Below are 25,558 nucleotides of genomic sequence, written 5' to 3'. Positions count from 1 at the left end.
CTTTAAGGCCCATGCTGAACAGTCTGGATCTCGAAGGCCGTCCTGAGGACACCAGGGTCGTCGTTGCCATGTCGGGCGGCGTCGATTCCTCGACGACGGCTGCGCTGCTCAAGGCCGAGGGCTATGACGTCGTCGGCATCACGCTGCAGCTCTACGACCATGGCGCGGCGACCCATCGCAAGGGCGCCTGCTGCGCCGGCCAGGACATCCACGACGCCCGCGACGTCGCCGCCAAGCTCGGCATTCCCCATTACGTGCTCGACTACGAGGATCGCTTTCGCGAGTCCGTCATCGACAATTTCGCCGACTCTTACGCGCTCGGCGAGACGCCGGTGCCGTGCATCGAGTGCAACCGCTCGGTCAAGTTCCGCGACCTCCTGAAGACCGCGCGCGAGCTCGGCGCCCAGGCGCTCGCCACCGGCCACTACGTCGCCTCGCGCCGCCGCAACGACGGCTCGCGCGCGCTGGTCTGCGCCGCCGACAGCGACCGCGACCAGAGCTACTTCCTGTTCGCGACCACGCAGGAGCAGCTCGACTTCCTGCGCTTCCCGCTCGGCGACATGACCAAGCCCGAAACGCGCGAGCTCGCGCGCCGCTTCGGTCTCGCGGTCGCCGACAAGCACGACAGCCAGGACATCTGCTTCGTGCCGACCGGCCGCTATACCGACATCATCACTCGCCTGCGTCCGAACGCGATGGACCCCGGCGACATCGTCGATCTCGACGGCCGCGTGCTCGGCCGGCACAACGGCATCGCCAATTTCACCGTCGGCCAGCGCCGCGGCCTCGGCATTGCCGCTCACGCACCGCTGTTCGTGGTGCGGCTGGATGCTCCGGGCCGCCGCGTCGTCGTCGGCCCGCGCGATGCGCTGAAGATGCACCGCATCGTGCTGCGCGACGTCAACTGGATCGGCGACGGCGACATCGACCGCGCCATCGGCGCCGGCCTCGAGATGTTCGTGCGCGTCCGCTCGACCCGCAGCCCGCAGCCGGCCTGGCTGCGCGGCGGCAACGGCCATTACGAAGTCGAGCTCGTCGCCGGCGAGGAGGGCGTCTCGCCCGGCCAGGCCTGCGTGTTCTACGACGCGCCCTCGGGGCAGGCACGCGTGCTCGGTGGCGGCTTCATCCAGAGCGCCGCCGCGAAAGTCGCAACGAGCACTGCGAGGCCGCTGGTGGAAGCGGTACGCGGCTAGAAAATTTCCGGGGCAGGGGGCATGGCAGCAGACATCTCGCGGGCCGGGGTCGAGAAGGCCTATGGCCGCTGGGCGCCGGTCTACGATCTCGTGTTCGGCAAGGTCTTCGACGCCGGAAGGCAGTCGACCATCGCGGAGGCCGACCGCATCGGCGGCCGCATCCTCGATGTCGGCGTCGGCACCGGGCTTTCGCTCTCCGATTATTCGCGCACCACAAAAATCTGCGGCGTCGACATCTCCGAGCCGATGCTGCGCAAGGCGCAGGCGCGCGTGCGCGCGCTGCGGCTTAGCAATGTCGAGGTGCTCTCGGTGATGGACGCGAAAAACCTCGCCTTCCCAGAAAACTTCTTCGACGCGGTGGTGGCGCAATATGTCATCACCGCCGTGCCCGATCCCGAAGGCACGCTCGACGAGTTCGTGCGCGTGCTCAAGCCCGGCGGCGAGCTGATCCTGGTCAACCACATCGGCGCCGAGAGCGGCCCGCGCAAGCTGTTCGAGCTCGCCTTCGCGCCCATCGCCCGCCGCCTCGGCTGGCGCCCGGAATTCCCGTGGGACCGCCTCGTCAATTGGGCCGCCAGGCACCGCGGCGTCACGCTCGCCGAGCGCCGCCCCATGCCGCCGATGGGGCACTTTTCGCTGATCCGCTACGTCAAATCGTGAGCGTGATTTGCGGGGATCGTGCTGTCAGTCGGCACTGTCTCCGCAAAACGCGACCTCATCCCGAGGAGCCCGCCAGCGGCGGGCGTCTCGAAGGATCGCCGCAGGGGAAACCGCCAGCCAATTTCCAGCGCTTCAATTCGCCGTGCGTCGGCCGGAACCTCCGCATGGCCGGAGACGTTTCCCTCCCATGCGCACGACATCAAACATCATCCTGGCCAGCCTCCTGATCGCCGCCTCAGGCGCCGCGATTGCGCAGGCCCCGCCGCGAACTGCAACGCCGCCGCAAGCGACCGCGCCGCCATCGGCCCAGCACGCCGCCAATTGCATGCCGCAGGACCGCCCGAACCGCGCCACCGCGCCCGACGGCACTACCACCGGCCAGTCCCGGGAACCGCTCGGCGACAAACTGGCAAAATCTGACGGCGTGCTCTGCCCGCCCTCCGGCGTGGACCCCGAGATGCATGCTCCGGCCCCGGACACCGGCGGCAACACCCCCGTCATTCCGCCCCCCGGCAGCCCCGGCGGCGATCCGACGGTCAGGCCGAAATAGGTGGTCTCTTCCTTCGCTCTCCCCGCCCGTGGGGAGAGGCCGGAATCGGCGCAAAGCGCCGGTTCCGGGTGAGGGGGACTCTCCACGAGTCTGGTGCCGGAAAAAAATCGCAAAATCCGGTGCGAAATCGGGCCAAAGCGGACTTGTCGCGCCGAAGCTTTAGCGAAGGCGGATTGACAGCCCGCCGCCCCCTTCCTTATATGCCGCGCGTTCGCGAGATCGGCCGTTCCGCCGCTCGCGACCCTGTGGCGGGGTAGCTCAGCTGGTTAGAGCACGGGAATCATAATCCTGGGGTCGGGGGTTCGAGTCCCTCTCCCGCTACCATCTTTCCCCACACCCCTTTGACTTGGTTTGGGAAAGCTTTTTTCCCCCAACAGGGCGTTTAACCGGCCTGATATCTCCACCGTTACGCCACCGAGGCGTGATGGATCTCGGAAGACGGTGACCGTGTCGATCAGGTCTCCGATGGCTTCGGCGGCCTCTCCGTCGCCCGAACTGATACCATTCGTTAGCGCCTCCTCGAGCCGACCTAGCTGTTCTTCATATCGCTTGAGAATAGTTGGATGCAGCGCGACCTCTTTTGCGGCCGGCGGTTCACTCCGCAACTCTTCAGATATTCGCTCGCGTTCGGCGCCGAGGGCGGTCGATTGCGGACCGAGAATGGATGGATCGCCGTGCCCTTTTACGATCGCATCCACCAGTCGTTCGATTTCTCGATTCAACTGTCTAAGCTGTTGTTCGAGGCGCTGCCTTTTTCCATTCGATGTGATTGCGAGGCGCTTTCGCTCTTCGAGATAAGTACGCACGTACTCCGCAATAACTTTCGGCGCGCTCAATTCAGCCCGCAAACCACTGAGAACTGCGCTCTCAACCGTGTCTAAATAGAAGGTCCAATTCCACTGGCGAGGGGAATTCTCTCAGAACCGGTGACCTCCCTGTCACCAGCTTTGATGACACCCGGAGAGTGCGGAGGCACTTGGCCTAACCATTCCCGAGCCCTTTCTGCTGCGCGCTGACAAGGCGGCCATTGCGCTGGCGAGTGCGGAGACCCGGAAATGGCATGGGGCTCGCAATCCGCGAGCCCCGCTGTGCGCTCGGCAATTTCAGGCCTTGTGATGGACAGTCTGCAGGCCGTAGACCGGCGTCGGGATGCTCTCGTAGCGTGCCTTCAACTGCAGGGAAAGGAATTGCGAGTAATGTCGCGACTGATGCAGATTGCCGCCGTGGAACCATAGGCCTTCCTGCTGCGTCGGCTTCCACATGTTGCGTTGCTCACCTTCCCATGGGCCGGGGTCCTTTGTCGTATTCGAGCCGAGGCCCCAGACCTTGCCGACTTTGTCGGCCATTTCCGGACTCATGAGATCGGCGACAAAGCCGTTCATCGAGCTGTAGCCGGTGGCATAGACGATCACGTCCGCTGGCAATTCCTTGCCGTTGTCGAGCCTGACGCCGTTGGGCGTGATTTCCTCGACCTGTCCAGCGAACAGTTTGATTTTGCCGTCAATGATAAGCTGCGAGGCGCCGACGTCGATGTAATAGCCCGAGCCGCGGCGCAGATATTTCATGAATAGCCCGGAATCGTCGTCACCGAAGTCGAGCCTGAAGCCGGCCTTCTCCAGGCCGGCATAGAAAGCGGCGTCATCCTGGCGGATCTTGTCGTAGACCGGCTTCTGAAACTGATTCAATATCCGGTAGGGCAGTGAAGCGAAGATCAGATCGGCTTTGGCCGTCGTCGTTCCGCCGCGGACGGCGCGTTCGGAATAAAGATCGCTGATGCTCTCCATCAGCGAATCCGAGCGCACGATGTGGGTCGTCGAGCGCTGCACCATCGTTACGTCGATGCCGGCCTCGTACAGCGCAGCGCAGATGTCATGGGCCGAATTGTTCGAGCCGATCACCACCACCTTCTTGCCTTTGTAGCCGCCGGAGCCGGGATGGCGTGAGGAATGGTGTTGCTCGCCCTTGAACGTTTCCATGCCTTTGATTTTCGGCATGTTCGGCTTGGCCGACATGCCGGTCGCGAACACAAGCTGCCTGGGCCGCAGAGTAATCTCCTTGCCATCGCGTTCGACGATGACGGTCCATTCCTTCTTGGTGTCGTCCCAACTGGCGCGTTTGGCCGTGGTGTTCGTCCAGTAGTTCAGCTCCATGACCTTGGTGTACATTTCCAGCCAATCGCCGATTTTGTCCTTGGGCGAGAACACAGGCCAGTTCTTGGGGAAATCGATGTAGGGCAAGTGATCGTACCAGACGGGGTCGTGCAGGCAGAGCGACTTGTAGCGGTTGCGCCAGGAATCGCCGGCGCGTGCGTTCTTTTCGACGATGATCGTCGGCACACCGAGCTGGCGCAGCCGCGCCCCGAGCGCAATGCCGCCCTGTCCGCCGCCGATGACAAGCACGTAGGGCTGGGTCTTGAAGCCGAGTTGCTCGACTTCCTCGTCACGCAGTTCCTTCCAGGTCTTGGCGCCGGGATTGACGCCGTGCCTGGCGCCGAGCGGTCGGCTGAAGCCAGCCTTTTCCTCATGGGCCTTCAGTTCGGCCATGGTCGTCAAGAGCGTCCAGATCTGACCATTCTGCAGGCGGATGAGTCCATATCCGCGCGCGACCTCGGTCTCGAACGTGATCCAAGATTCGGTCACGCCGCCGGCCTCGGTTGGCGTTTCACCCTCGGCGATTTTCCAGTTGCGCGGCTTCACATGCGCGAGGCAATGCGCGAGCATGTCGCGGACCTGATCGCGGCCTTCCATGGTCTTGATGTTCCAGGTGAAGGCAACGAGGTCGCGCCAGTAGCATTCCGGAGCGAACATTCCTACGGCGGCGTCGAGATCGCCTGCCGCAAGCGCGGCTTCAAACTTGTCGAGGAAAACCTGGACGCGCGCGCTAAGCGTGGTGTCGAGCATCACTTCCTCCCGGATGTCGTTTGCAATTGTTCTGCGCAGGCCGCACGACCTTACTCCAACCATCGCGGGAATCCAGACTCGCGCGGCAGGGTTCCCGGTCGGCTTCGGCGTCTCTCAGCGCTCGCCTGCAACAACGCCGCTTTGCCCACCGGCGATCGGGTAGACTAAGAGCTCTATTTGCTGCGGTGCATGCGTCCGGAATTGGCCCGCAGGCTCCTGTAACGGAGGGGCAGAGCATGTCCGCTCTACCCGGACAGCTCACGACCGCCATGATCCGGCGGACTGCAACCCGATGCCAGTCCCCCACTGAAATCAACGAAACTACTGCTCACCGATTCGCGCTAAGGTGCGGCATGATCCGGGAGATCAACGATGCGATTGTCTAGCCTTGCCACTCTGGCACTTGTCGCGGGGGCTTCCAGCCCAACTTATGTTTCTATCGTCCTGGCGGCTTCGGAATGTTCCAGATCAATGGAATTGGCGGATTGGGGCGAGAACTCGACCGGCGACATCAGCGTCGCGTCTGGGGACAGTTGCATCTTCCCGATCACGTTGCGCGGCGCGGCGAGTAGCTCGGAAATCTCGCAAAAGCCAGCACACGGCAAACTGAAGAAGCTCGACGTTGCGACTTACGAGTACAGGACGAAGGCGAGATACAAAGGAAGTGACACCTTTGCCATCAAAGCAACCGGCAAGGGGCCGAAGGTTTCTGGCACATCGGTCATCACAGTGCACGCGACGATCAAGTAGGCGGGTCGAGCATTGGCGTGACGCCGAGTTGATGCGCGTCGCGTGAGGGCAGGGAGCAATAAGCTTGCCTCAACCCGTCCGAGACGCTCCCAGAACAGCACCCGGTGGCGGATCGTGATCAGGGCCTGGTTGAGAACGTAAGCCAACAGCATCGGCGGAAGTGATTTGAAGGCAGGATCCGGGGTGGCCGCCGATGGCGATCGATCCAAGCTAGCCGTCCCAATGAACATGGGAGCTAAGGAATGATATGCTTGGGTAGTTTCAATGCGATTGCGGTCTCGCGCGGGGATGCTCCATCCGCAACTCCGCGAGCTGCTTAAGCGGGTTGAGCCCAGACGCAAACTTGGTTTTGCCGGTATTGCAGCTAAGCTGCTCTCCGCTATGCCCAGAAAGACCCAGCCTCGGAGAGCTGGTTTTCGTTGAGCCAGAGGAGTGCCTGACGAAGACTCAATGGGACCAGTCGCTCCCTACCAAGAGGCGGTGGGGCTCCATCTGTTAGATAGAGCATAAAGCCATCTTTGCTTCGGAAAAGTGCTTCCTTCGCCTCACAACATTCAAGGGACTCTACGTCAAGAGTAGGCAAGCTGCGCTGGACGATCAGCTCCATGTTTTGCAGCATGGCGCTCACGACGCAGACTTCCTCTTATCGTGGATGAAGTGCACGCCAGCGGCTGGTCCATCCAACCAGACCAACTGACAGCGACGAAATGCGAGGCCCGTTGACGATAGAACTAGGAAGAACTCTCGCGAGGTTAGGACGTCAGTCGAGCCCTCAACCTCTAGCTTTGCCCCCGTTGCCGAAATGTCTTTGAGAACGCAGACTCGGCTCCAGATGCCATCCACAGCCATCAAGTTGACGGCGTGCTGATGGGCAAATTGAACACGGTCCGATTTTCTTCGACCAAAGGCCATGCGCGGCAAAAAAATAGAAGTATGAAATATCTGACGTAGAGCGTGTGCCCCAATGATTAACAAGAGTTAGCGATTCGCGCTTTGTAGCTCGACTAATCGCTAGCGAAAATTGGCGAACTTCAGTGAGACAGTGCGCGCCGCCAAAAACGGTAGGAGCCATCGTATCCTCTGGCGGAGCCAGGAGGCGAACGATGCGATCAGTCATTGCCATTGTTGTAACGGTGGGGACGTCCTCGCCTGTGCTCGCCCTGACGCAGGGGGAGATTGAGGCCAAGCTACGTGCCGCGGGCTATTCGCAGATTCAGGAGGTCCCGAGCGGCAAAATCAAGACCTACCGAGCAATCAAGGAGGGTACGGAGCGGTCGCTCATCGTCGACAGCACCGGCCACATCAAGGAGATTCGGTAGCGCTCTCGCTGGGTGGCCAGTGTTCGGTCAGTGACGCTGCCGAATACTCGCGCCAGGCGGCCCGCCTACCGTTTGTATCGGTTCACCTGCCGCACGGTCCAGCGGCGGGTGTGGCCTAGCGAGGCCTACCGTTCCGGGAGGTGCGTCGTTGCTGGCCGTACGAGTATCGAGGCGCTCTGACATGATTGCCGATCCAATGGCGATGGCCAGAGCGATAGCAGATAGGACTAAAGCTGCTCGATTCGGGTCCATCATTAGACCTCCGCGAAACGGCTCCATAGTGCCGGGATAACGCCGATCTGGTGATTTGGTTCTTAGGTTCGCCCACAAAGGTATCCGAACAACACTCGCGCAATTACGCGACTTAAGCCGATCGTTTGCGATGGTTCTTGCGGTGTTTGCCTTGGGGGCGCCCGTGCGATCGCTCCAGTACTTTCGGCAGAGAAGCCGCCGCTGGCGGAGCTATTGGCGAGGCTTGCTCGACCTCAACCGGCTCGGCTGGGTCGGGGGGCCGTATGGCCGGCGTTGCACCCAAGGCAGCCTCCTCGAGTTTGGCAAGGAAGTCGCGTCCTTGGTTCGTGATAGTCCATGCGCCGCGTTCACGAGTGATGAGTCCTTGGCTGAACGCATCAAGATCCGGCGCAAGTTCAGCGAGACGCTTCATACGCAACGTCCATTCAGGGCCGCTCGTATAGAAAACCGCGAGATGCAGCTTGATAAGCTCAAGGTTTCCCCGGCCGTCTGGCTGCCCTGCCAAAATCTTCAAAATGGAAAGCTGAAAACTCACGCGCGCCACTCGAACGCAACGACTCAATCCTTGCAATCTATCGGTTCTGGCCAACGGCTCATAGATCGGCCGTCAAGCTTCTCGCGGAGATGCTTGCTCGGTAAGCCTAACCGCCAAGGTTAATCGTGCCTGGAGGGTCAAAGGCAGACTTCGACAAGATAAAGCGCTTGTAACGGAACCGATCCAGGCGGCTCCTTCCGTTACCGAAACACATCCGCCGATTCGTTAGACCATAACTCCATCACCGCCAGCTTTTCCAGGATGGTTGGGCCATGAAGTACCGGCGCTTGCCGGTATCGCTGGCGCGGTCCAGATCGGATCTGTGATCGCCTGGCATTTCATGAGCGATGATGAGCAAGGCGGTGCTTTAAGCAAAGTAGGTTTGATCTAAATTACCGACGCAATATTCCGACGCCGTGGCGCGATCGCGCCCGACGCATTCGAACCGTCGTGCCACAGGCCGAAGTTACATCCGAGTTGCCGTTGGTCTTGGCAGATAGATGCGCGATGCCCGCTCAAAAAAACAGTACCAAGATTGTCGATTTTGGCTGTACCACCGCGCGATGTCATGGCGCTCGCGAGTAGGGCGGGATTGCAGGGGCGAAGATGCAACATGTGTCATTTGAAAGCGGGCGCGGATGAAGCTCGCGCCGCCGCGCATGTTCAACGAGCGGTCACTCGTGGTTCTCACGATCGTGATTGGAATGACGAACGCCTATAAGCGTATCCCCATTGGGATTGAAATGCACAGCAAGCTCCGGGACGATTTGAATACGGCAGAGAATGACCATCTTGTCGCGCCTGTTGGCGCTTGTCGCAGTCGCGTTATTGCCCGCTATCTCGATTCAGGCGTACAACGAAGTTAACCTTCGACGCGCGCGCCAAGTGGACGTACAGAATCAGGCGCTCGGTCTCGCTAAGCTCGCCGCCGAACAGCAGCAACAGATCGTTCAGGGCATTCGGCAGGTCCTGATTGCGCTGTCCGAACTCCCTGCGATAAAGGCGAAAGATAGCAAGGGGTGCAATGCGGCGATGGCAGGGATGAGGTCCCGGTTTCCGGCTTTCCTCACTTTCGTCGCTACCGATCTGAGTGGCCAGCCCTTCTGCGATACAAACACGGATCGCAAGCCGGTGAATGTCTCCGGGCGTCCCTACTTTGCGGATGCGTTGAAGACGGGTGCGTTTACGGTGGGACAATTCTCGACCGGTTTGTCCGTCGATCGGAAACTCATTCAGTTTGCGCTGCCTTTCTACGGAGATGATGGTCAGCCAGGGGGCGTCATCATTGCGCCTCTCGGCCTGGACTGGTTAGCGGACTACATCGCGCGCGCGGGTGTTCCGGCGGGAGACGCGCTGGCCATCACCGATCGCAACGGCACCTACCTTGCCCGCTATCCGGACAATGACCGATTTGTCGGTAAGAAATTGGTTCGCGCTGGTGATGAGAGGCAGTATGGCGACGGTCTCGCAGCCGACCTGGTTGATGTCGACGGCGTCGAGAGGATCGTGGGTTTCTCGGCTCTCGGGCCCGATTCTGGGGGACTTCGCGTCAGCTTCGGCCTCGACAAGGCGAACGCCTTTGCCGAGATCCAGAGCCGGACCCGACACGACATCTTCCTCATCGCCCTCAGCGCCATGATGGTGCTGGGCCTGACGCTGCTCGGCGCCCGGCAATTCATCCATCGGCCGCTCGGACTATTAGTTGACGCCGCGAACCGATGGCGCCTCGGCGACTATGCTCGCCGTGTGAACATCCGCGGCAGTTCTGAAATCGCGGGCGTAGCCGGCGCCTTCAACACCATGGCTGATGCGCTGGATCGCCGCGAGCAGGAATTGTCCGATGCAAAAGAGAAGGCCGAGGACGCCGCGGCCCGGCTTACGATGCTCTTCGAAAGCACAACCGACAGCGTCGTGATCGTCGACCACGATTGGCGGATCAGCTTCTTCAACCAGAGGGCCTGGTCTCAGATCGCTCAGGGGCGTGATCTGATTGGAATGCACCTGCAGGCGTCGCTTCTGGATGCCGCCGATACGGGAATCGTCGAGCAGCTTCGGGAAGTCATGTCGGACCGCCGTCCGGTTTCGTTCGAAGCGCACTGTCCTCGTCGTGCCACATGGTATGCGATCAACGCGTTTCCTTCTGGCGAAGGGATCGCGATCTTCTTTCGAGACGTCACCGAGCAAAAGCATGCCGTGGAGGCGCGCCAGCGCATCGAGGAGCAGCTTCATCAGAGCCAGAAGATGGAGTCCGTCGGACAGCTCACGGGCGGTGTTGCCCATGACTTCAACAACCTGCTTGCCGTCGTTTCGGGAAACCTTGATCTCATCGAGCGCGCGGCAAATGACGGCAAGATCCGGCGCTTCGCCGCGACTGCGCGGCGCGCCGCCGACCGGGGGGCGAAGCTCACCGCACAGCTCCTCGCTTTCTCTCGACGGCAAAAGCTCAACCCTAAACTGATTAATGCCAACGAGCTGATCTCCAACTTCCAGGGGCTCGTCCGTCAGGCGGTCGGCGCAGAATGCGAGGTTAGGCTGAAGATCGACGAGCGATTGTGGCTCTGTCAGGTGGATCCATCCCTGCTGGAGACTGCCCTTCTCAATCTAGCGCTGAACGGCCGCGATGCGATGCCGGGCGGCGGAGTGCTCGAGATCGAGGCGCGGAACGTCGTTCTGGATGGGGAAGCCGTCGCTGGATGTCCGGCCGGATCATATGTGAGGCTGTCCGTCTCGGATACGGGGCAGGGGATGTCTCCCGAGGTGCGAGACCGGATTTTCGAGCCCTTCTTCACTACCAAGGAAGTTGGCAAGGGCACTGGCCTCGGTCTCAGCATGGTGTATGGCTTTGTCCGGCAATCCGGTGGCTATATTTCAGTCGAAAGTGCCCCTAACGCCGGCACCACGATCTCGCTGTACCTGCCGAGAGCCAATCAGGAGGCTCGCGACGAGGTGGAAACTGAACAGACCCGGGCTATGCCGGGAGGTTCCGAGCGAATTCTTTTGGTCGAGGACAATGAAGATCTGTTGGAAGTCGTGTCTGCAATGCTGACGAGCTTTGGCTATCGGATTCGCCTTGCTCACAACGGTACCGAAGCCATCCGAATTCTCGACAGCGATCAGGGGTTCGATCTTCTGTTCAGCGATGTCGTCATGCCGAATGGTCCCAATGGCGTCGAGCTTGCTCGCGAAGCAAAGCGGCGGAACAGCAGGATCAAGATATTACTTACGTCGGGCTACGTGGGAGACGTGCTCGCGCGTCACGGGGCGACAGACGAGTTCCCGATTATTCACAAGCCTTTTGGCGTGGCCGAACTCGCTCAACGTCTGCATTCTCTTCTTCAGAAAGAAGATGTTTAGGCAGGCACGAAGCCAGACGGCATCGCCGCCCATAGCGACAATGCGTATTCGTCTCTAGAGCCAGCCATCTCACGGTTCTTGCGGATCAGGTCGAGGCAGCCGTGCTCGAACGCGAAGTCCCTGACGTAACTTAAGGTGGCGCAGATCGCATAGCCAGCACCGGTTGAGCGCATGGTTGCTGCCTCAATTTCGCGAGGGGCACCATGACCGAGCGACTTAAGAGCGTGCTTGCAATGTTTAGTATATAGTGTTTCACTAAACAAATCGAGCTTGGCTGAATCCCTAAGAATCCAGGCAGGCGCGAGGAAACGTCCGTTTAGTCGTTCAGCCCGTGAAGGACTGTATCGCTCTGCTCGAAGCATTCGAGCGGGTTGGAGAGTCGCGCCATGTCGATGGCCGGCCCCACTGGGAGGGAAAGCGTTATGAAACAGACAGTAAAGGCGCTTCTTACTACGTTCGGAGTTCTCGCATCCGCGCTCGGTGTCGGAGTGGGGACTACTCCTGCGCATGCGCAGGCCAAGACCATCACGCTGTGCTGGGCCGCGTGGGATCCTGCCAACGCCCTGGTCGAACTGTCGAAGGATTTCACCGCCAAGACCGGCGTCGGCATGAAGTTCGAGTTCGTGCCGTGGACCAACTATGCCGACCGCTTCCTGAACGAGCTCAATTCGCATGGCTCGCTGTGCGATCTCATCATCGGGGATTCGCAATGGATCGGGGGCGCCGCCGAGAACGGTCAGTACGTCAAGCTCAACGATTTCTTCACAAAGGAAGGAATCAGCATGGACGACTACATGCCGGCGACAGTGGTCGGCTATTCCGAGTGGCCGAAGAACAGCCCGAACTATTGGGCGCTGCCCGCCATGGGTGACGCGGTGGGCTGGACCTATCGCAAAGACTGGTTTGCGCGGCCTGAGATCCAGGCGGATTTCAAGGCCAAGTACGGCCGCGATCTCGCCGTGCCGAAGACGCTCGATGAACTGCGCGACATCGCAAAATTCTTCCAGGGCCGCGAGATCGACGGCAAGAAGGTCTATGGCGCTTCGATCTATACCGAGCGGGGCTCGGAAGGCATCACCATGGGCGTGTCGAACTACCTCTATGATTACGGCTTCCAGTATCAGGATCCGAAGAAGCCGTATTCAATGGACGGGTTCGTCAACTCGCCCGGCGCCGTGAAGGGGCTCGAGGCCTACAAGGAGCTCTACAAGTGCTGTACGCCGCCCGGCGCATCCAACTCCTACATGTCCGAAGGGCTTGATGCGTTCAAGTCGGGGCAAGTCGCGCTTCAGATGAACTTCTTCGCCTTCTTCCCGGGCCTCTACAAAGATCCGAACGTCGGTGGGGACAAGATCGGCTTCTTCAGCAATCCCGCCGGCCCCGCGACCCGGGCGACGCAGCTTGGCGGGCAGGGCATCTCGGTCGTTTCTTATTCCAAGAACCAGGCCGAGGCGCTGCAATATATCAAATGGTTCTCCGGTGGAGATGTGCAGAAGAAGTGGTGGGCGCTGGGCGGCTATTCCTGCGCCAAGTCAGTGTTGAACGATCCGGGCTTCCCGAACAGCGCGCCGTTTGCCGGCGAGTTTTTGAAGTCGATGGGAATGGTCGTCGACTTCTGGGCCGAGCCTTCCTATGCCCAACTCCTGCAAGCCGAACAGAAGCGCGTGCATGACTACGTGGTGGCGGACAAGGGCACCGCGCAGGAAGCGCTCGATGGCCTGGTCAAGGACTGGAAGGCGATCTTCAAGGAAGAAGGCAAGAAGTTCTAGGGCAAACGCCTGGAGCGCACGCCGAGCGCGCTCCAGGCTCTCTTCGGTAGAACCCGCAGGCGTCGCATAGTCGACAATCGCGACGCCAGGATTGACCAGGGCCATGAACGATTTGAGCACTTCGTCGCAGATCACCTACCGGGCCGTCCCGATCCGACCAGGCGCGATACGTCGTATCCGCGGCCTTTCGGACCAGGCGCTCGCATGGCTTTTCATCACACCGACGATCGTGCTGCTGCTGGCGATCAATATCTTCCCGCTGGTATGGACGATCTACCTGTCATTTACCAACTACCGCGCCAATCGGCCGAACGCGCCGACGCTATGGCTGGGGACCGATTGGTACCAGTCGATCCTGACGGATCCGGATATCTGGGCGGCAATGCAGGTCACGGCGCATTTCGTGGTTTGGACCGTGCTGATCGAGACTGTGCTCGGATTCGGCCTTGCGTTCCTGATCGACAAGAAATTCCGTGGCCATGGCCTGTGGACCACGATCATTCTGTTGCCGATGATGCTCTCACCAGCGGTTGTCGGCAATTTCTGGACCTTCCTCTATCAGCCGCAGATCGGGCTGTTCAACTACGTGGTCGCCTTCTTCACGGGGCGCGGCGCTTCGTCGTTCCAGATGCTGGGAGACGTGACCCTCAGCCCGTGGGCCATCGTCATCGTCGACGCCTGGATGTGGACGCCTTACGTGATGCTGATTTGCCTGGCGGGGCTACGGTCGATCCCGGATTACATTTATGAGGCAGCGGAGGTCGACCGCGCGTCGAATTGGCGGCAGTTCTGGTCGATCACGCTGCCGATGGCTCTGCCGTTCATCATGCTCGCGGTGCTCTTTCGCGGGATCGAGAATTTCAAGATGTTCGACATGGTCAACCTCCTGACCGGAGGAGGGCCGGGCTCGACCACGGAAGTCGCTTCGATCACACTGAAGCGCGCAGCCTTTGAGAGTTGGCGAACCGGCTATTCCTCGGCCTTCGCGATCATTCTGTTCGTGACAGTGTTTGGCCTTGCCAACATCTACGTCAAGGCGCTGAACCGGGTGAAAAGCAGATGAGCGCCTCAAATGCAGCCCACTCAGTTGTCGAACCGTCGACTGGCACTCGCCGCTTTGCCGGCCTGCTCGTCATACTCTATGCCATCATAACGATGGTTCCGCTGATATGGATCGTGCTCACCTCGTTCAAGTCGCCTGACGATGCGATCTCCTATCCGCCGAAGGTCCTCTTCAAGCCCTCCCTTGAAGGCTATTGCAATGTCTTCACAACACGCTCGCGTCAGACTCAGGAGTTTATCCAGACGCTGGGGCCGCCGCAGGGGCTTTGTGACAACATCGCGCGCAGCCGCAACATGGTTGTCGCCGGGCCGTCGAACTACGTGCCGCGCTTCATCAACTCGCTGATCATCGCCTTTGGCTCGACCGTGCTTGCCGTCGCGCTCGGTACGCTCTCGGCTTATGGTTTTTCGCGCTTCCGCGTGCCTCTCAAGGACGACCTCCTGTTCTTCATTCTGTCGACCAGAATGATGCCGCCAATCGCGGTCGCGATCCCGATCTACCTGATGTACCGGACCGTCGGGCTATCGGATACCCGTCTCGGGATGATCCTGCTCTACACGTCGGTGAACGTCTCGCTCGCCGTCTGGCTACTCAAGGGCTTCATCGACGAAATCCCGCGTGAATACGAAGAAGCGGCAATGATCGATGGCTATACGCGCTTTCAGGCGTTCGTGAAGGTGGTTCTACCGCAGGCGACGACGGGGATCGCGGCGACGGCGATTTTCTGCCTTATTTTTGCGTGGAACGAATACGCCTTTGCTGTGCTTCTGACCTCTGGCAACGCTCAGACCGCGCCCCCATTCATTCCGATCATCATTGGCGAAGGCGGCCAGGATTGGCCGGCCGTAGCCGCCGGCACGACGATCTTTCTTGTGCCGATCGTCGTGTTCACGGTGCTGCTTCGCAAGCATCTTCTGCGCGGGATTACCTTTGGGGCCGTTCGCAAATGAACCTTGATGTGAACACGTCAACGCCGAACGTCAGCCTGACGAGCAGAATGTTGCGGCGCGGTCCGCTGGAGGCCATCGCGACGGCGATCATTGCCGCAGGCGTGGTCATGCTGATGCAGCCGTTTTTTCTAACGCTTTATTCCTGGTCTTTCGCGGTCACTCTCTTTGGGACGGTGATGTTCATGATCGTCTCGAAGGTCCGGGAGTAGCGCTCGATGGCACAGATCAGGGTCGAAGCGCTCAACAAATCCTTTGGAGAGTTTCACGCAGTCAAGGGCGCGAGCTTTACGGTGGATGACGGACAGTTCCTTTGTCTGCTTGGGCCGTCCGGCTGCGGCAAAACGACAACGCTACGGATGATTGCAGGACTGGAATTGCCGACATCCGGCACGATCAGGCTCGACGGTGAGGACGTGACGATGAACCGTGCCTCCGCGCGAGATATCGCCTTCGTCTTCCAGCTATTTGCGCTCTATCCGCACATGAATGTCCGGCGCAATATCGGCTTTCCGCTCAAATGCGAGGGCATCGGAGCCGCGGAGTGCGACCGGCGCGTGGTGGAGGCCGCTCGGATCCTGCGTATCTCCCACCTCCTTGATCGGTCGGTTTCGACTCTCACCGGCGGCGACCGTCAGCGCGTCGCGCTTGGGCGGGCGATCGTCCGCAAGCCGAAGTGCTTCCTGATGGACGAGCCGCTCGGAGCGCTCGATACCGAGATGCGCGAGGCGATGATCCAGGAATTGCGCGCGCTGCATGACCGGCTTGGCGCGACTACCGTTTACGTCACGCATGATCAACTGGAGGCCATGGCAATGGCGGACCTGATTGCGGTGATGAACAACGGCGTGGTCGAGCAGATTGCGAGTCCGCGCGACATTTATGACCGGCCTGTTTCGCTCTTCGTCGCGGACTTCATCGGTTCTCCAGCGATGAATTTCCTGCCGTTTCGCGGCAGCCTGCAAGCCGGGGCGCAGGCGATCCGGCTCGGGGACCGCGACGTTGCGATACCCACCGCACGCGAGGCTCTGGTGGAGAGCGACCTTGTCCTGGGCGTCAGACCCGAGCATGTGCGTTTTTCCGATAGCGGCATGGTGCGGGGCGAGATCTATGGGTCGGAATATCTCGGCACGACGCAGATCGTGACGGTGACGACGCCATACGGCGCTCTCAAGGCCCGCTCGCCCGCCAGCATGCCCTTTCGGATTGGGATGAATGTCGGGCTCGATTTTCGGCCAGATACGTTGTCGCTCTTCGACCAGGGGTCGGGACGGGCAATACGCACCGCATTGCACGAGGGAGGCAAGCATGGCTGAAGTCGAGATCGGGGCGGTCTCCAAGGCGTTTGGCAAGACGCAAGCCGTCGTCGATCTGTCCCTCACGATTGGAGATGGCGAATTCGTTGCGTTGCTGGGGCCGACCGGCGCCGGCAAGACGACGACGCTGCGTCTCGTTGCCGGATTAGAGGCGCCCGACAGCGGCTCGGTCCGCATCGATGGACGCGATGTGACCAGTGACGCGCCGGCGGATCGTGACGTCGCCTTCGTATTCCAGCAATATTCGTTGTACCCGCATCTGACCGTGTTCGAGAACATGGCCTTTGCGCTACGCGCGCCGACTCGGCGCCTGCCGGAGACCGAAATTCGCGCAAAGGTCGAACAGGTTGCGCGTCTTCTCCATATCGAGGCCAAGCTCCACAGCAAGGCGACCCAGTTGTCGGGCGGGCAGATGCAGCGCGTTGCGATTGGCCGCGCTCTGGTGCGCTCGCCCTCGATCTACCTGATGGACGAGCCGCTTTCTTCGCTCGATGCCAAGCTGCGCGGTGAAATGCGCCTGGAGCTTAAGCGCATCCAGATCGATCTCGGCGCGACGATCCTCTACGTCACCCACGATCAAACCGAGGCTATGACCATGGCATCGCGCATCGGCGTGATGGAGGCCGGGCGGCTGATGCAGATCGGCACGCCGCGCGAGATTTACGAGAACCCGGTCAACGCCTATGTCGCTGCCCGGCTCGGCCAGCCGATGATCAACTTGCTGCCGGCAACTCTATTTGCCGGCGTTCCGTCCGGCGTTAAGACGATTGGCGCTCGTACCGAGCACCTGGCGATCGCACGCAGCGGCGGGGACGTGTCGGCCACCGTCACGCGGGTCGAACATCTCGGCGACCAGAGCCATGTCCATCTCGATCTCGGCGGCCAACCTGTCGTGACGTTGGCGGACCCTGAGGCGAGGTTAGACGTCGGCGACATCGTGTCGCTACGCCTTAACAGGCCGCTGTTCTTCGATGCGGCCGGCGGGAGGGTCGCGGCATGAGTCTCGATCGGACCTCTAGGGAGAATCTGGTGCGGGCGCTTGCGGAATCGGTGATCCAGCACGCCGACGAACTGACCAGCCTCGACCAGGCGATCGGTGACGGCGATCATGGGCTGAACATGAAACGCGGCTTCGAGGCTGTGCTCGCGACGTTGCCCGGCCTTGCGGACAAGTCTCTGCCAGAAATGCTGAAGTCGATCGGAATGACGCTGGTCATGAAGGTTGGCGGAGCTTCTGGGCCGCTGGTTGGCACCTTCTTCATGGAGTTGGGCAAGGCGCTTCCAGAGCAGCCAACACGCGCGGAGTTTGTCGCGGCTACGGATATGGCAATCAATGCCGTAAAGGCGCGCGGACGCTCGGAGGCAGGACAGAAAACCTTGCTGGATGTCCTGGTGCCCGTGCAAGCGGTATTGGCTGCAGGCGGCGATGCGCGGGCGATTGCGTTAGCAGCGGTGCAGGCGGCCGATCGCACGACGCCGATGCTCGCTATTCGCGGCAGGGCTTCTTTTCTCGGCGAACGCTCCATCGGTCACATGGACCCCGGTTCGCGCTCAACGTCCCTGTTGATCGGGGCTGCAGTCAAAGTATTGGAATTCGAGGCAAGGTCATGAACAATCCAAATGGCGGCAATGTCGGAATCGTTATCGTTTCACATTCGCCCAAGATAGCGGAAGGCGCGGCAGATATGGTGCGCCAGATGGTGGGCAATGCGGTGCCGCTCGCCTGGACCGGCGGTGATGTCGATGGAGGGCTCGGCACGAATGTTGCTGGAATCCTGGAGGCGATCGAGGCGGCGTGGTCCGCAGCAGGTGTGGCTGTGCTCGTTGATCTCGGTGGAGCGGAGACAAATTCCGAGATGGCGGTGGAAATGTTGGCTGAAGATCGAAGGGCGCGCGTCGTCGTCTGCAATGCTCCGGTGGTCGAAGGAGCGGTGATTGCAGCGACGGAATCCTCGGGTGGCTCATCGCTCGCAGCCGTCAAGCGTAGCGCGGAGGAATTCTATGCATGATGCCCACGCCAGCCGGGCAGGTGAGACGTCGGTGCCGCTGACCGCCTCGGCGGTTCTCGTCAACAAGGTCGGACTTCATGCGCGGCCGTCGGTCAAGCTCACGCAGTGTGCGAAGAGGTTTGCCGCAAAGATCGAACTCGCCCTCTCTGGAGACGGGCCTTGGACGGATGCCAAGAGTCCGGTGAAGGTGATGCGTGTAAAAGCTCCGCAGGGGGCGACGCTGCATTTCCGGGTCGCCGGACCGGACGGAGAGGTGGCGCTTGCTGCCATGCTTGCGCTTGTGCATGACGGTTTTGGTGAGGCTTAACGGCAGTGGCAGAGATCCAACTTATCGGCCGTGCTGCATCGCCGGGCCTCGCGTTCGGGCCGGTCGCGGTGCTGACTGCGGCCGTGGCCGGGCGAATGGCGAGCGAGGATCCGGAGCAGGAGGCTGCGGCGCTGCGGGCGGCGATTGGGGGGGCAAGGGCGCAACTCGCCGAGCAGATCAAGACGATTCAGAGTGAGGCGGCAGACATTCTGGAGTTCCAGGCCGCCATGTTGGAAGACGATGCACTCACAGATACGGCATATGAACTTATCGCGATCGGGATCGCTGCCGACCATGCCTGGCGCCGGGCACTCGACCTAGAGATCGCCGGCTATCGCGCGGCTGAAGATGAATATTTCCGTGCCCGGGCCGTTGATATCGTTGACATCCGCGATCGCGTGCTTGCGCATCTGGGCGGTGTGGATGTCGTCGCCGGAATCGCGGGCGGTTCGATTGTTGCGGCTGAAGATATCACGCCTTCGACCTTTCTTGCGACTGACTGGTCGCAAGGCGGCGCGATCGCGCTGGCCAGTGGCTCACCTTCCTCGCATGTCGCCATGTTGGCGCGTGCGCGCGGGGCGCCGATGGTCGTTGGGTTAGGTCCGTTGTCGTGGCATGGACAGCCACCAGTCTTGGCGCTGGTAGACGGCGACGCCGGAAGGGTCATCTTCGATCCGGAGCCGGAGACCATCCGTCTCTTTGAGCTGCGTATGGCGGCTGCGAAGGCCGAACTGGCTGTCGCCGAGGCGACCACCCTTGCGCCTGCCTTCGTCGCCAATGGTCGGCGGATAGCGGTTCTGCTCAATGTCGCCGGGCCTGAAGATCTTGCAAACCTTGATTCCGCAATTTGCGACGGCATCGGCCTTGTACGCACGGAATTCCTGTTCGAGGCGGCCCACGGCCTGCCGGACGAGGAAACGCAATACAGGGTCTATCGAGACATTCTCGTCTGGGCCCAAGATAAGCCGGTGACGATCCGGACCTTGGATGCAGGCGGAGACAAGCAGGTTCCCGGTTTGACGGTCGAAGGTGAGAGCAATCCGTTTCTCGGCCTCCGCGGTATCCGCCTCTCGCTCGCGCGGCCGGAGGTGTTTCGCATGCAGCTCCGCGCGCTCTGCCGTGCGGCTGTCCATGGCACGCTGAAAGTGATGTTGCCTATGGTTGCGGTCCCGTCGGAATTGGACCGCGCGAACGAAATACTTGACGCGGAGTTCACAGCCCTCCAAGCGAAAGGAGTTGCCTGCGCTCGACCGCCGCTCGGCATTATGGTCGAGGTTCCAGCGGCGGCGCTCTGTGCAGCGGATTTTGGCGCTGCATTCTATTCCATCGGTTCGAACGATCTAACCCAGTACACCATGGCGGCGGCGCGCGACATCGGCGCAGTCGCTGACCTCAATGATACCAGCAATCCGGCTGTGCTGGCACTGATAGCCGCGACCGTCGAGGCCGGGCTAAAGCGAGGCGTCGAGGTTTCGCTCTGTGGCGACGCCGCGGCCAACACTCACCTCACGGCGGCGCTGCTCGCGACCGGATTGACAACTCTCTCTGTGTCGCCGATTGCCGTCGCACGGCTCAAGGCCGCAATCGCAAAGGTGAGTTCATGAAGGACGATGTCGGCAAGGACACGCCCGGTGACAAGAATGTCGCAGAATACAAAATAATCCTGCGAAAGGTACTCGACAATCGGCCCTCGGGGACGCGCCTGAAGCTTGCGGCGGCGCTGGGCAAGAATCGTTCGTTCGTGAGTCAAATCACGAATCCGGCTTATCTGGTGCCGATCCCGGCGAAGCATGTCGCGGTCATCTTCGACGTCTGCCATCTGTCCAGCGCCGAGCGTGCGGCATTTCTCGATGCGTATGGCCGCGCGCACCCCGGAAGACTGCGCGCACCCCACCGCGAAGCGCGCACGCGTGTCATTACCGTGACCGTTCCTGAACTTGGTGACGACAAGAAGAATCGTGCGCTCGAGCAGCTCATCGTGGATTTAGCCGCGCAGCTCGCGCGCTTTGCGGAAAGCGTCGGTTAGCCATTGAATCGAACTTTAGACCGGACTGGGAGAACGCTCATGAAAAAGCTGATCAACAGCGCCGATACGGTACTCGAAGAAAGTCTTGACGGCCTCGCCGCAGCGCACGCGGATATCCTGCTTCTCGGCGCCGAGCGCAAATTTGTGCGCCGTCGCACGTTGAAACCGGGCAAGGTTGCGCTGATTTCGGGAGGCGGCTCGGGACATGAGCCGCTGCATGCGGGCTTTGTCGGCCTGGGCATGCTCGACGCGGCTTGTCCTGGCCAGGTCTTCACCTCGCCGACGCCAGATCAGATGATCGAGGCTGCGGAGGCCGTCGACACCGGCGCAGGTGTGCTGTTCATCGTCAAAAACTACGAAGGCGATGTGATGAATTTCACCATGGCAGCCGAGATGGCCGGCCGAGAGGTCGCAAGCGTGGTGACGAACGACGACGTGGCGGTCGAAAAGTCGACCTACACGACCGGTCGTCGCGGTGTCGCTGGAACGTTGATCGTAGAAAAAATGGTCGGCGCCGCTGCCGAGACCGGAATGCCGCTTGCCGCGCTCAAGGCGCTCGGCGATGAAGTCAACCGGCGTACGCGCTCGATGGGGGTAGCTCTATTGCCATGCACTGTGCCGGCCGCCGGACGACCAAATTTCACGTTGGCCGACGATGAAATGGAAATGGGCGTCGGCATTCATGGCGAGCCTGGCCGGCGCAGGGTACCGTTGGCTTCCGCCGATGCGATCGCCGCCGAGGTGCTCGACGCGATCCTGAAGGATCTTGCGCCGAGCAAGGGCAGTGAAGCGCTGCTTCTCATTAACGGATTTGGTGCGACGCCTCTGATCGAACTCTATCTGATGGTCAATGCCGCAAAGCGGACTCTGGATCGCGCGGGGATCACGGTGACGCGCTTCCTGACCGGTTCCTACGTCACATCCCTCGACATGGCCGGTGTCTCGATCACCGTATCGGTGCTCGATCGCAAAGCCATGACATTGTGGGATGCCCCGGTGCAGACCGCAGCTCTGCGTTGGGGCGTCTGATTTCCGCGCGGCTCATTTTTTGCTGCAATCGAAGTCCTATCGACTCCGCCCCGCTTAGGCCCGTCCATGCAAGGGAGCCGTTTCTCGTCGGCTCGATCGATCGAATAGTGGCGTCCGCGCCGCCAAGGTAGTGTGGCTGCCGAGAAAACCTGGATCGAGGGCAATGAGAAGTAAGATTCAACAAGAAGGACCCGATCAGAGGATCCACTCGTAGCGCAAAAAGGGACGTTGGGGTGTAGATGTTGGAGCTGAATAGCTCCCGCTGGCTGAATCTAGCTCAAACTTCCCAATCATGGATCGGGGCGAGAGTTTGATTGTTTCAATAGTTGGAACAGTGCGTATGCACGATGTGTGCACCGAGAATTCACAAAAATCTAACGCACCCAATTTGGGGAGCCAACATCGTTCCAAATTCTGAGCCGGTAACGACCCTGGTTTGTCTGCGGCAGACCCGCATGACTGTCGCGTTTGAGACGTTTGCGTTGGTTCAAATCATGGGCCAGATTTGAACCCGCCATTCGACAAGCTTCTGAGTTTAGGCGGACGATCGGAGGAAATATCGCAGATCTGCGTCGTGTGGGGAGAGGCGTTAGCGGTCTCCTGACTCGAACCCTGACGCCTCATCTTGTCGGTTCTCGCGAGCCGGTCCGCCCGTGCCGGGTGTGCCCGCCGCCTTCCGTTGTGCCCGGAGCGCCGTCATCCGCTATCCGTAGCGGCTTGCCTGTCCCGCGCGACCGGGCGCATCCTCTCTCGCATGGGCAGCAATCGTTCGAGTAGAGGAGCAGAACAGATGAGCGACCTTGTCGTAATTGCATTTCCAACCGAGGCGAAGGCGGAGGAAGTTCGTCAAAAATTGCTGGCCATGCAGAAGGAGTATTTGATCGAACTCGGCGATGCCGTGATCGCCGTGAAAGACAGCAACGGAAACATCAAACTAAATCAACTGATCAATACCACGGCTGCTGGTGCGGCTACTGGCGCCTTTTGGGGCACGCTGATTGGCCTGATCTTTTTGATGCCGCTTGCTGGTGCTGCCCTTGGCGTCGCGTCCGGCACACTCAGCGGATATTTAACGGATGTCGGCATCAACGACAAATGGATGAAAGAGACCGCTGCCGCCGTTCAACCCGGAACCGCAGCGCTCTTCGTACTGGTGCGCAAAGTCACGGCAGACAAGGTTCTTGAGAGGCTAAAAGGCGAAGGCGGCACGGTGCTAAAGACTTCTCTCGACCACACTAAGGAAGCCGCCTTGCAAGCGGCGCTGGCGGAGGTCAAAGCGGCGGTACCGGCGGCTTCGCCTCCTGATTTGCCGGGCGCTTGAAACGATGGCGACCGCCTGCCGACGACCGCTCTCGGCATTACCGCAGCCCTCTCTGGCCCAGTGACGCCGCGCCGGGTGCGGTCATTGGTGCAGTTCCGGGTCCTAGAGGCAAGTGCCGGGACCGCGCGACCGCGCCGTATGAATATATTTGCAATTCATCATACCGCGTCAAATTTAGTGAGATCCGTTCACGTGCCTGAGCCCGAGGCACAGCGTTGACCTAGATCAAGCCATTGATGGCGGTGACGTTCTTCTGAACGGAGAGGGCCGCGTGAGTGTCCGGGTGGGCTTGTTCTTTAATTCCCCGGATTTTGATCTATTTCGCCAAATGCGTGAGGGATGCAGATGTCGGACAATCCCATCGACGTGATCGAAGCCGCCATTCGCTCCGCCTTCACCAGTTACCCAAAGGAAGATGACCCGGATTGGAGAAGTCTGCACTGGATCAAGTCTGAAGAGTGCACGCACTTGGCACAGGGCATACTGCTGGAATTGCACGCAAAGGGATTTGAAATCGTGAAGAGGCAGACCTGATAGATCGGCGGCGGGCCCGCGCAAGTCGGAGTGATCGATTGTCGCACTTGCGCCACATGGCGCGCCGCCTTTGTGTACGGGATCGCATAAAAATTAAACCAGGAATGCGCGATGGCAAAAATCCTCGTTGGCGTTGTTGCGATGCGCCGAACAACGTACGCTCGGCGAGCGGCTCAGGCTGTATGTCGAAGAGAACTTCCATAATGCTTGAAGAAGTTATCAAGCTTCACTGGTTCGCCGGTATCTCGCCAGAACAGTCTTTTACCGAGGCTGGCCGCCACTGCGAGGCGGTGGTGGCCGCCGATTAAAGTATGGTCATCGGATGCTGTTGCGATGATCTCGCCGTCTTCGTCCACGATTTTCATGTGCTGCCTCCAATCCAGCGTGCGGTCAGGCCGCCGCGATGGTGCGCAATCTATCTAACCTTATGCGGGCCCTGGGCGTTCCAACCCATGAAGATCATGGCTTCCGTATTCGACATGCGCCACATCGCCGCCCTTTGTGTACCAACTGGCAAGGCCCGATTGCGGAGGGCGCGCGCCAGCACTCGACGGTCCCGGGCCTGGAAGCCGCCCGGCGATGACAAATGGGCAAATTGTTTGTTGTGGATCAATTCCAATGTGCCCAGACAGTCGTACGCTGCGCCGAAAACGAGGGAGGTTCCACATGGCATCAATCTTCTCGACGCCCCATCCAGAAAAATGCCCTCAATGTGGTTCTGGGTTGGTCCATCTAGAGTGGCGCGAGCGCGTCAATGCCCAAGAAATCCATGACCTTTGGCGTGCAAAAGCGAGTTTGTCACCGCCGCCACTCCTGATGAGAGAGAACCCTCGGTCGTCGAGATAACCAAGCCCTTCTTTACGAGCCTAATAGTCTAATCGACTGGCGTGGCTCGCGCTTTACTTGACGCCTTGACCGCCGACGCGCGCCGTTCGGCGGAGATCGTGCGGCGTGAAGCGCTTGAGGCCCAATAAATCACAGAGCCGGGGCGTCTTGCTCTTGTCCTCGTTCCAGCGCCAAACGCCACTCTTTGCGACGATTGGGCAAATAGGTCCTTGCCGTTACCTACTGTGAGCTTCGTCAGGCAGGATGCGAACGAGCAAGCGCATCCGGTCCTCCACTGGCCCAGGAAACAGGCTAAGGTCGCAGCCCCCATCAAGGGTCAAAAGGACAAGCTTGATGACCACAATCAAGTTCTTGGCGACTGGATTGATCGCGATCACCGTCCTTACAACGACCGCCGTGGCTCGCGAGAAATTCGCAGCCGGGCCAACGCGCATCACGGTGTACGGCAAGCCCTGTCATATATTCAATACCGGCCCCGGCGGCTGCTGGATTGTCTGGGAGGGCATTCCAATATGGTTCGGTCCGTCGGTCCGGGGCGTGCCCGGCCGCATTTGCGACAATGGCGACAATCCGAGGATATGTTGAGATGCGGACGATAGGAGGTGCGCAGCGGTATCCGAGGCAATCGCTGCGCGGTTCGGCCCTCGGCGGCGTCGGTCAGCGCGGCGGCGGCGAGAAGTACGCGCGGGTGCTTGTGCTCGCGTTTCGGCACCGTCTCGCTGAAGTGCCGGATCGCATCGCGCAACGTGATGAGCTCGGTGCCGCTGGGCAGCACGATCCGAGGTAAGCATCCGGCGAAGACCGCGCGCGGGTCATTTTCGGCTCAGGCGGCTTGATCAACGTTCCGGATGGCAGAGCGCCAATTCCATGGCAGCAGT

The 25,558-nt window shown here is 60.5% G+C and carries 27 protein-coding genes and 1 tRNA gene; 23 read left to right on the top strand and 5 right to left on the bottom strand.

All coding sequences use genetic code 11. The annotated features are described in order from the left end of the window. Window positions 1–11: 11 nt before the first annotated feature. The 5 genes from mnmA (at window position 12) to ABIB99_RS10645 (ending at window position 3,284) form a co-directional block, all read left to right on the top strand. Window positions 12–1,193 (top strand): tRNA 2-thiouridine(34) synthase MnmA, encoded by a 1,182-nt coding sequence (mnmA, locus tag ABIB99_RS10665; RefSeq protein ID WP_166080957.1) that lies wholly within the window; start codon window positions 12–14, stop codon window positions 1,191–1,193. A 21-nt stretch (window positions 1,194–1,214) separates the two neighbouring features. Beyond that, window positions 1,215–1,853, top strand: a complete 639-nt coding sequence (locus ABIB99_RS10660) for a class I SAM-dependent methyltransferase (protein ID WP_063981205.1) — start codon at window positions 1,215–1,217, stop codon at window positions 1,851–1,853. 187 nt (window positions 1,854–2,040) lie between these two features. Then, window positions 2,041–2,403 carry a hypothetical protein gene (locus ABIB99_RS10655; RefSeq protein ID WP_354175758.1) on the top strand — a complete coding sequence of 121 codons (363 nt, stop codon included), beginning with the start codon at window positions 2,041–2,043 and terminating at the stop codon, window positions 2,401–2,403. A 247-nt stretch (window positions 2,404–2,650) separates the two neighbouring features. Beyond that, a tRNA-Met gene (locus tag ABIB99_RS10650) sits at window positions 2,651–2,727 on the top strand. 239 nt (window positions 2,728–2,966) lie between these two features. Beyond that, window positions 2,967–3,284: a hypothetical protein gene (locus ABIB99_RS10645; protein ID WP_354175757.1), complete on the top strand. Its 318-nt coding sequence runs from the start codon at window positions 2,967–2,969 to the stop codon at window positions 3,282–3,284. 222 nt (window positions 3,285–3,506) lie between these two features. On the opposite strand, the gene ABIB99_RS10640 is transcribed toward ABIB99_RS10645, so the two are convergent. Continuing rightward, complete coding sequence (locus tag ABIB99_RS10640; protein ID WP_354175755.1) at window positions 3,507–5,303, bottom strand: flavin-containing monooxygenase; 1,797 nt, start codon at window positions 5,301–5,303, stop codon at window positions 3,507–3,509. Between the two features lie 372 nt (window positions 5,304–5,675). On the opposite strand from ABIB99_RS10640, the gene ABIB99_RS10635 reads away from it, so the two are divergent. Next, window positions 5,676–6,053: a hypothetical protein gene (locus ABIB99_RS10635; RefSeq protein ID WP_208088545.1), complete on the top strand. Its 378-nt coding sequence runs from the start codon at window positions 5,676–5,678 to the stop codon at window positions 6,051–6,053. Window positions 6,054–6,677: 624 nt separating this feature from the next. Here the strand turns inward: ABIB99_RS10635 and ABIB99_RS10630 are convergent. After that, a complete protein-coding gene (locus tag ABIB99_RS10630; RefSeq protein WP_354176191.1) occupies window positions 6,678–6,965 on the bottom strand; it encodes a PilZ domain-containing protein in 288 nt (95 codons plus the stop codon). Window positions 6,966–7,156: 191 nt separating this feature from the next. On the opposite strand from ABIB99_RS10630, the gene ABIB99_RS10625 reads away from it, so the two are divergent. After that, window positions 7,157–7,372, top strand: a complete 216-nt coding sequence (locus ABIB99_RS10625) for a hypothetical protein (protein ID WP_354175753.1) — start codon at window positions 7,157–7,159, stop codon at window positions 7,370–7,372. A gap of 364 nt (window positions 7,373–7,736) precedes the next feature. On the opposite strand, the gene ABIB99_RS10620 is transcribed toward ABIB99_RS10625, so the two are convergent. Next, on the bottom strand, window positions 7,737–8,159 hold the full coding sequence (locus ABIB99_RS10620; protein ID WP_080586612.1) for a hypothetical protein: 423 nt from the start codon (window positions 8,157–8,159) through the stop codon (window positions 7,737–7,739). A 783-nt stretch (window positions 8,160–8,942) separates the two neighbouring features. On the opposite strand from ABIB99_RS10620, the gene ABIB99_RS10615 reads away from it, so the two are divergent. Beyond that, window positions 8,943–11,513 (top strand): ATP-binding protein, encoded by a 2,571-nt coding sequence (locus tag ABIB99_RS10615; RefSeq protein ID WP_354175752.1) that lies wholly within the window; start codon window positions 8,943–8,945, stop codon window positions 11,511–11,513. Here ABIB99_RS10615 and ABIB99_RS10610 read toward each other — a convergent pair. After that, window positions 11,510–11,686, bottom strand: a complete 177-nt coding sequence (locus ABIB99_RS10610) for a hypothetical protein (RefSeq protein ID WP_354175751.1) — start codon at window positions 11,684–11,686, stop codon at window positions 11,510–11,512. The genes ABIB99_RS10615 and ABIB99_RS10610 overlap by 4 nt on opposite strands. A 249-nt stretch (window positions 11,687–11,935) precedes the next feature. On the opposite strand from ABIB99_RS10610, the gene ABIB99_RS10605 reads away from it, so the two are divergent. From ABIB99_RS10605 to ABIB99_RS10540, 14 genes are all read left to right on the top strand, one after another. Next, a complete protein-coding gene (locus tag ABIB99_RS10605) occupies window positions 11,936–13,282 on the top strand; it encodes an ABC transporter substrate-binding protein (protein WP_063981213.1) in 1,347 nt (448 codons plus the stop codon). Between the two features lie 103 nt (window positions 13,283–13,385). Next, the gene (locus ABIB99_RS10600; RefSeq protein ID WP_166344242.1) at window positions 13,386–14,345 is read left to right on the top strand and encodes a carbohydrate ABC transporter permease; all 960 of its coding nucleotides are present in this window, start codon (window positions 13,386–13,388) and stop codon (window positions 14,343–14,345) included. Then, complete coding sequence (locus ABIB99_RS10595) at window positions 14,342–15,295, top strand: carbohydrate ABC transporter permease (RefSeq protein ID WP_028150087.1); 954 nt, start codon at window positions 14,342–14,344, stop codon at window positions 15,293–15,295. Before ABIB99_RS10600 ends, ABIB99_RS10595 begins: the two co-directional genes overlap by 4 nt. Then, entirely contained in the window at window positions 15,292–15,504 is a 213-nt protein-coding gene (locus ABIB99_RS10590; protein WP_166102948.1) for a hypothetical protein, read from the top strand. Before ABIB99_RS10595 ends, ABIB99_RS10590 begins: the two co-directional genes overlap by 4 nt. 6 nt (window positions 15,505–15,510) lie before the next feature. Further along, window positions 15,511–16,608 carry an ABC transporter ATP-binding protein gene (locus tag ABIB99_RS10585; protein WP_063981215.1) on the top strand — a complete coding sequence of 366 codons (1,098 nt, stop codon included), beginning with the start codon at window positions 15,511–15,513 and terminating at the stop codon, window positions 16,606–16,608. Beyond that, window positions 16,601–17,608, top strand: coding sequence for an ABC transporter ATP-binding protein (locus ABIB99_RS10580; RefSeq protein ID WP_354175749.1), 1,008 nt, complete (start codon window positions 16,601–16,603; stop codon window positions 17,606–17,608). Before ABIB99_RS10585 ends, ABIB99_RS10580 begins: the two co-directional genes overlap by 8 nt. Next, on the top strand, window positions 17,605–18,219 hold the full coding sequence (dhaL, locus tag ABIB99_RS10575; RefSeq protein WP_354175748.1) for a dihydroxyacetone kinase subunit DhaL: 615 nt from the start codon (window positions 17,605–17,607) through the stop codon (window positions 18,217–18,219). Before ABIB99_RS10580 ends, dhaL begins: the two co-directional genes overlap by 4 nt. Then, window positions 18,216–18,617 (top strand): dihydroxyacetone kinase phosphoryl donor subunit DhaM, encoded by a 402-nt coding sequence (gene dhaM, locus ABIB99_RS10570; protein ID WP_028150082.1) that lies wholly within the window; start codon window positions 18,216–18,218, stop codon window positions 18,615–18,617. The genes dhaL and dhaM overlap by 4 nt, the downstream gene beginning before the upstream one ends. Then, entirely contained in the window at window positions 18,610–18,924 is a 315-nt protein-coding gene (locus ABIB99_RS10565) for an HPr family phosphocarrier protein (RefSeq protein ID WP_028150081.1), read from the top strand. Before dhaM ends, ABIB99_RS10565 begins: the two co-directional genes overlap by 8 nt. A gap of 5 nt (window positions 18,925–18,929) precedes the next feature. Then, window positions 18,930–20,528, top strand: coding sequence for a phosphoenolpyruvate--protein phosphotransferase (gene ptsP, locus ABIB99_RS10560; RefSeq protein WP_208088535.1), 1,599 nt, complete (start codon window positions 18,930–18,932; stop codon window positions 20,526–20,528). Continuing rightward, window positions 20,525–20,950, top strand: coding sequence for a hypothetical protein (locus ABIB99_RS10555; protein WP_028160804.1), 426 nt, complete (start codon window positions 20,525–20,527; stop codon window positions 20,948–20,950). Before ptsP ends, ABIB99_RS10555 begins: the two co-directional genes overlap by 4 nt. Window positions 20,951–20,989: 39 nt before the next feature. Continuing rightward, entirely contained in the window at window positions 20,990–21,979 is a 990-nt protein-coding gene (gene dhaK, locus ABIB99_RS10550; protein WP_354175745.1) for a dihydroxyacetone kinase subunit DhaK, read from the top strand. 790 nt (window positions 21,980–22,769) lie between these two features. After that, entirely contained in the window at window positions 22,770–23,300 is a 531-nt protein-coding gene (locus ABIB99_RS10545; protein ID WP_028150077.1) for a DUF1269 domain-containing protein, read from the top strand. A gap of 345 nt (window positions 23,301–23,645) precedes the next feature. Continuing rightward, a complete protein-coding gene (locus ABIB99_RS10540) occupies window positions 23,646–23,834 on the top strand; it encodes a hypothetical protein (RefSeq protein ID WP_354175743.1) in 189 nt (62 codons plus the stop codon). 173 nt (window positions 23,835–24,007) lie between these two features. On the opposite strand, the gene ABIB99_RS10535 is transcribed toward ABIB99_RS10540, so the two are convergent. Further along, on the bottom strand, window positions 24,008–24,199 hold the full coding sequence (locus ABIB99_RS10535) for a ParB N-terminal domain-containing protein (protein WP_028150075.1): 192 nt from the start codon (window positions 24,197–24,199) through the stop codon (window positions 24,008–24,010). Window positions 24,200–25,266: 1,067 nt separating this feature from the next. Here ABIB99_RS10535 and ABIB99_RS10530 point away from each other — a divergent pair. Continuing rightward, window positions 25,267–25,467 (top strand): hypothetical protein, encoded by a 201-nt coding sequence (locus ABIB99_RS10530; protein ID WP_354175742.1) that lies wholly within the window; start codon window positions 25,267–25,269, stop codon window positions 25,465–25,467. Window positions 25,468–25,558 lie beyond the last annotated feature (91 nt).

Origin of the sequence: Bradyrhizobium sp. LA6.1, assembly GCF_040547805.1 — a bacterium.
Lineage (GTDB): Bacteria > Pseudomonadota > Alphaproteobacteria > Rhizobiales > Xanthobacteraceae > Bradyrhizobium > Bradyrhizobium barranii.
Note: the sequence above shows the minus strand (reverse complement) of the source record. Positions and strands in the feature narration are given on the sequence as shown.

Coding starts and splice junctions, on each gene's coding strand:
- ABIB99_RS10600 (WP_166344242.1), top strand. CDS start 13,386: ATGAACGATTTGAGCACTTCGTCGCAGATCACCTACCGGGCCGTCCCG.
- ABIB99_RS10585 (WP_063981215.1), top strand. CDS start 15,511: ATGGCACAGATCAGGGTCGAAGCGCTCAACAAATCCTTTGGAGAGTTT.
- ABIB99_RS10555 (WP_028160804.1), top strand. CDS start 20,525: ATGAAGGACGATGTCGGCAAGGACACGCCCGGTGACAAGAATGTCGCA.
- ABIB99_RS10580 (WP_354175749.1), top strand. CDS start 16,601: ATGGCTGAAGTCGAGATCGGGGCGGTCTCCAAGGCGTTTGGCAAGACG.
- ABIB99_RS10615 (WP_354175752.1), top strand. CDS start 8,943: ATGACCATCTTGTCGCGCCTGTTGGCGCTTGTCGCAGTCGCGTTATTG.
- ABIB99_RS10530 (WP_354175742.1), top strand. CDS start 25,267: ATGCGGACGATAGGAGGTGCGCAGCGGTATCCGAGGCAATCGCTGCGC.
- dhaM (WP_028150082.1), top strand. CDS start 18,216: ATGAACAATCCAAATGGCGGCAATGTCGGAATCGTTATCGTTTCACAT.
- ABIB99_RS10610 (WP_354175751.1), bottom strand. CDS start 11,686: ATGCGCTCAACCGGTGCTGGCTATGCGATCTGCGCCACCTTAAGTTAC.
- ABIB99_RS10595 (WP_028150087.1), top strand. CDS start 14,342: ATGAGCGCCTCAAATGCAGCCCACTCAGTTGTCGAACCGTCGACTGGC.
- ABIB99_RS10640 (WP_354175755.1), bottom strand. CDS start 5,303: ATGCTCGACACCACGCTTAGCGCGCGCGTCCAGGTTTTCCTCGACAAG.
- dhaK (WP_354175745.1), top strand. CDS start 20,990: ATGAAAAAGCTGATCAACAGCGCCGATACGGTACTCGAAGAAAGTCTT.
- ABIB99_RS10660 (WP_063981205.1), top strand. CDS start 1,215: ATGGCAGCAGACATCTCGCGGGCCGGGGTCGAGAAGGCCTATGGCCGC.
- ABIB99_RS10605 (WP_063981213.1), top strand. CDS start 11,936: ATGAAACAGACAGTAAAGGCGCTTCTTACTACGTTCGGAGTTCTCGCA.
- ABIB99_RS10655 (WP_354175758.1), top strand. CDS start 2,041: ATGCGCACGACATCAAACATCATCCTGGCCAGCCTCCTGATCGCCGCC.
- ABIB99_RS10625 (WP_354175753.1), top strand. CDS start 7,157: ATGCGATCAGTCATTGCCATTGTTGTAACGGTGGGGACGTCCTCGCCT.
- ABIB99_RS10540 (WP_354175743.1), top strand. CDS start 23,646: ATGTCGGACAATCCCATCGACGTGATCGAAGCCGCCATTCGCTCCGCC.
- ABIB99_RS10645 (WP_354175757.1), top strand. CDS start 2,967: ATGCAGCGCGACCTCTTTTGCGGCCGGCGGTTCACTCCGCAACTCTTC.
- ABIB99_RS10630 (WP_354176191.1), bottom strand. CDS start 6,965: ATGGCCTTTGGTCGAAGAAAATCGGACCGTGTTCAATTTGCCCATCAG.
- ABIB99_RS10590 (WP_166102948.1), top strand. CDS start 15,292: ATGAACCTTGATGTGAACACGTCAACGCCGAACGTCAGCCTGACGAGC.
- ABIB99_RS10635 (WP_208088545.1), top strand. CDS start 5,676: ATGCGATTGTCTAGCCTTGCCACTCTGGCACTTGTCGCGGGGGCTTCC.
- ABIB99_RS10535 (WP_028150075.1), bottom strand. CDS start 24,199: ATGAAAATCGTGGACGAAGACGGCGAGATCATCGCAACAGCATCCGAT.
- ABIB99_RS10545 (WP_028150077.1), top strand. CDS start 22,770: ATGAGCGACCTTGTCGTAATTGCATTTCCAACCGAGGCGAAGGCGGAG.
- ABIB99_RS10565 (WP_028150081.1), top strand. CDS start 18,610: ATGCATGATGCCCACGCCAGCCGGGCAGGTGAGACGTCGGTGCCGCTG.
- dhaL (WP_354175748.1), top strand. CDS start 17,605: ATGAGTCTCGATCGGACCTCTAGGGAGAATCTGGTGCGGGCGCTTGCG.
- mnmA (WP_166080957.1), top strand. CDS start 12: ATGCTGAACAGTCTGGATCTCGAAGGCCGTCCTGAGGACACCAGGGTC.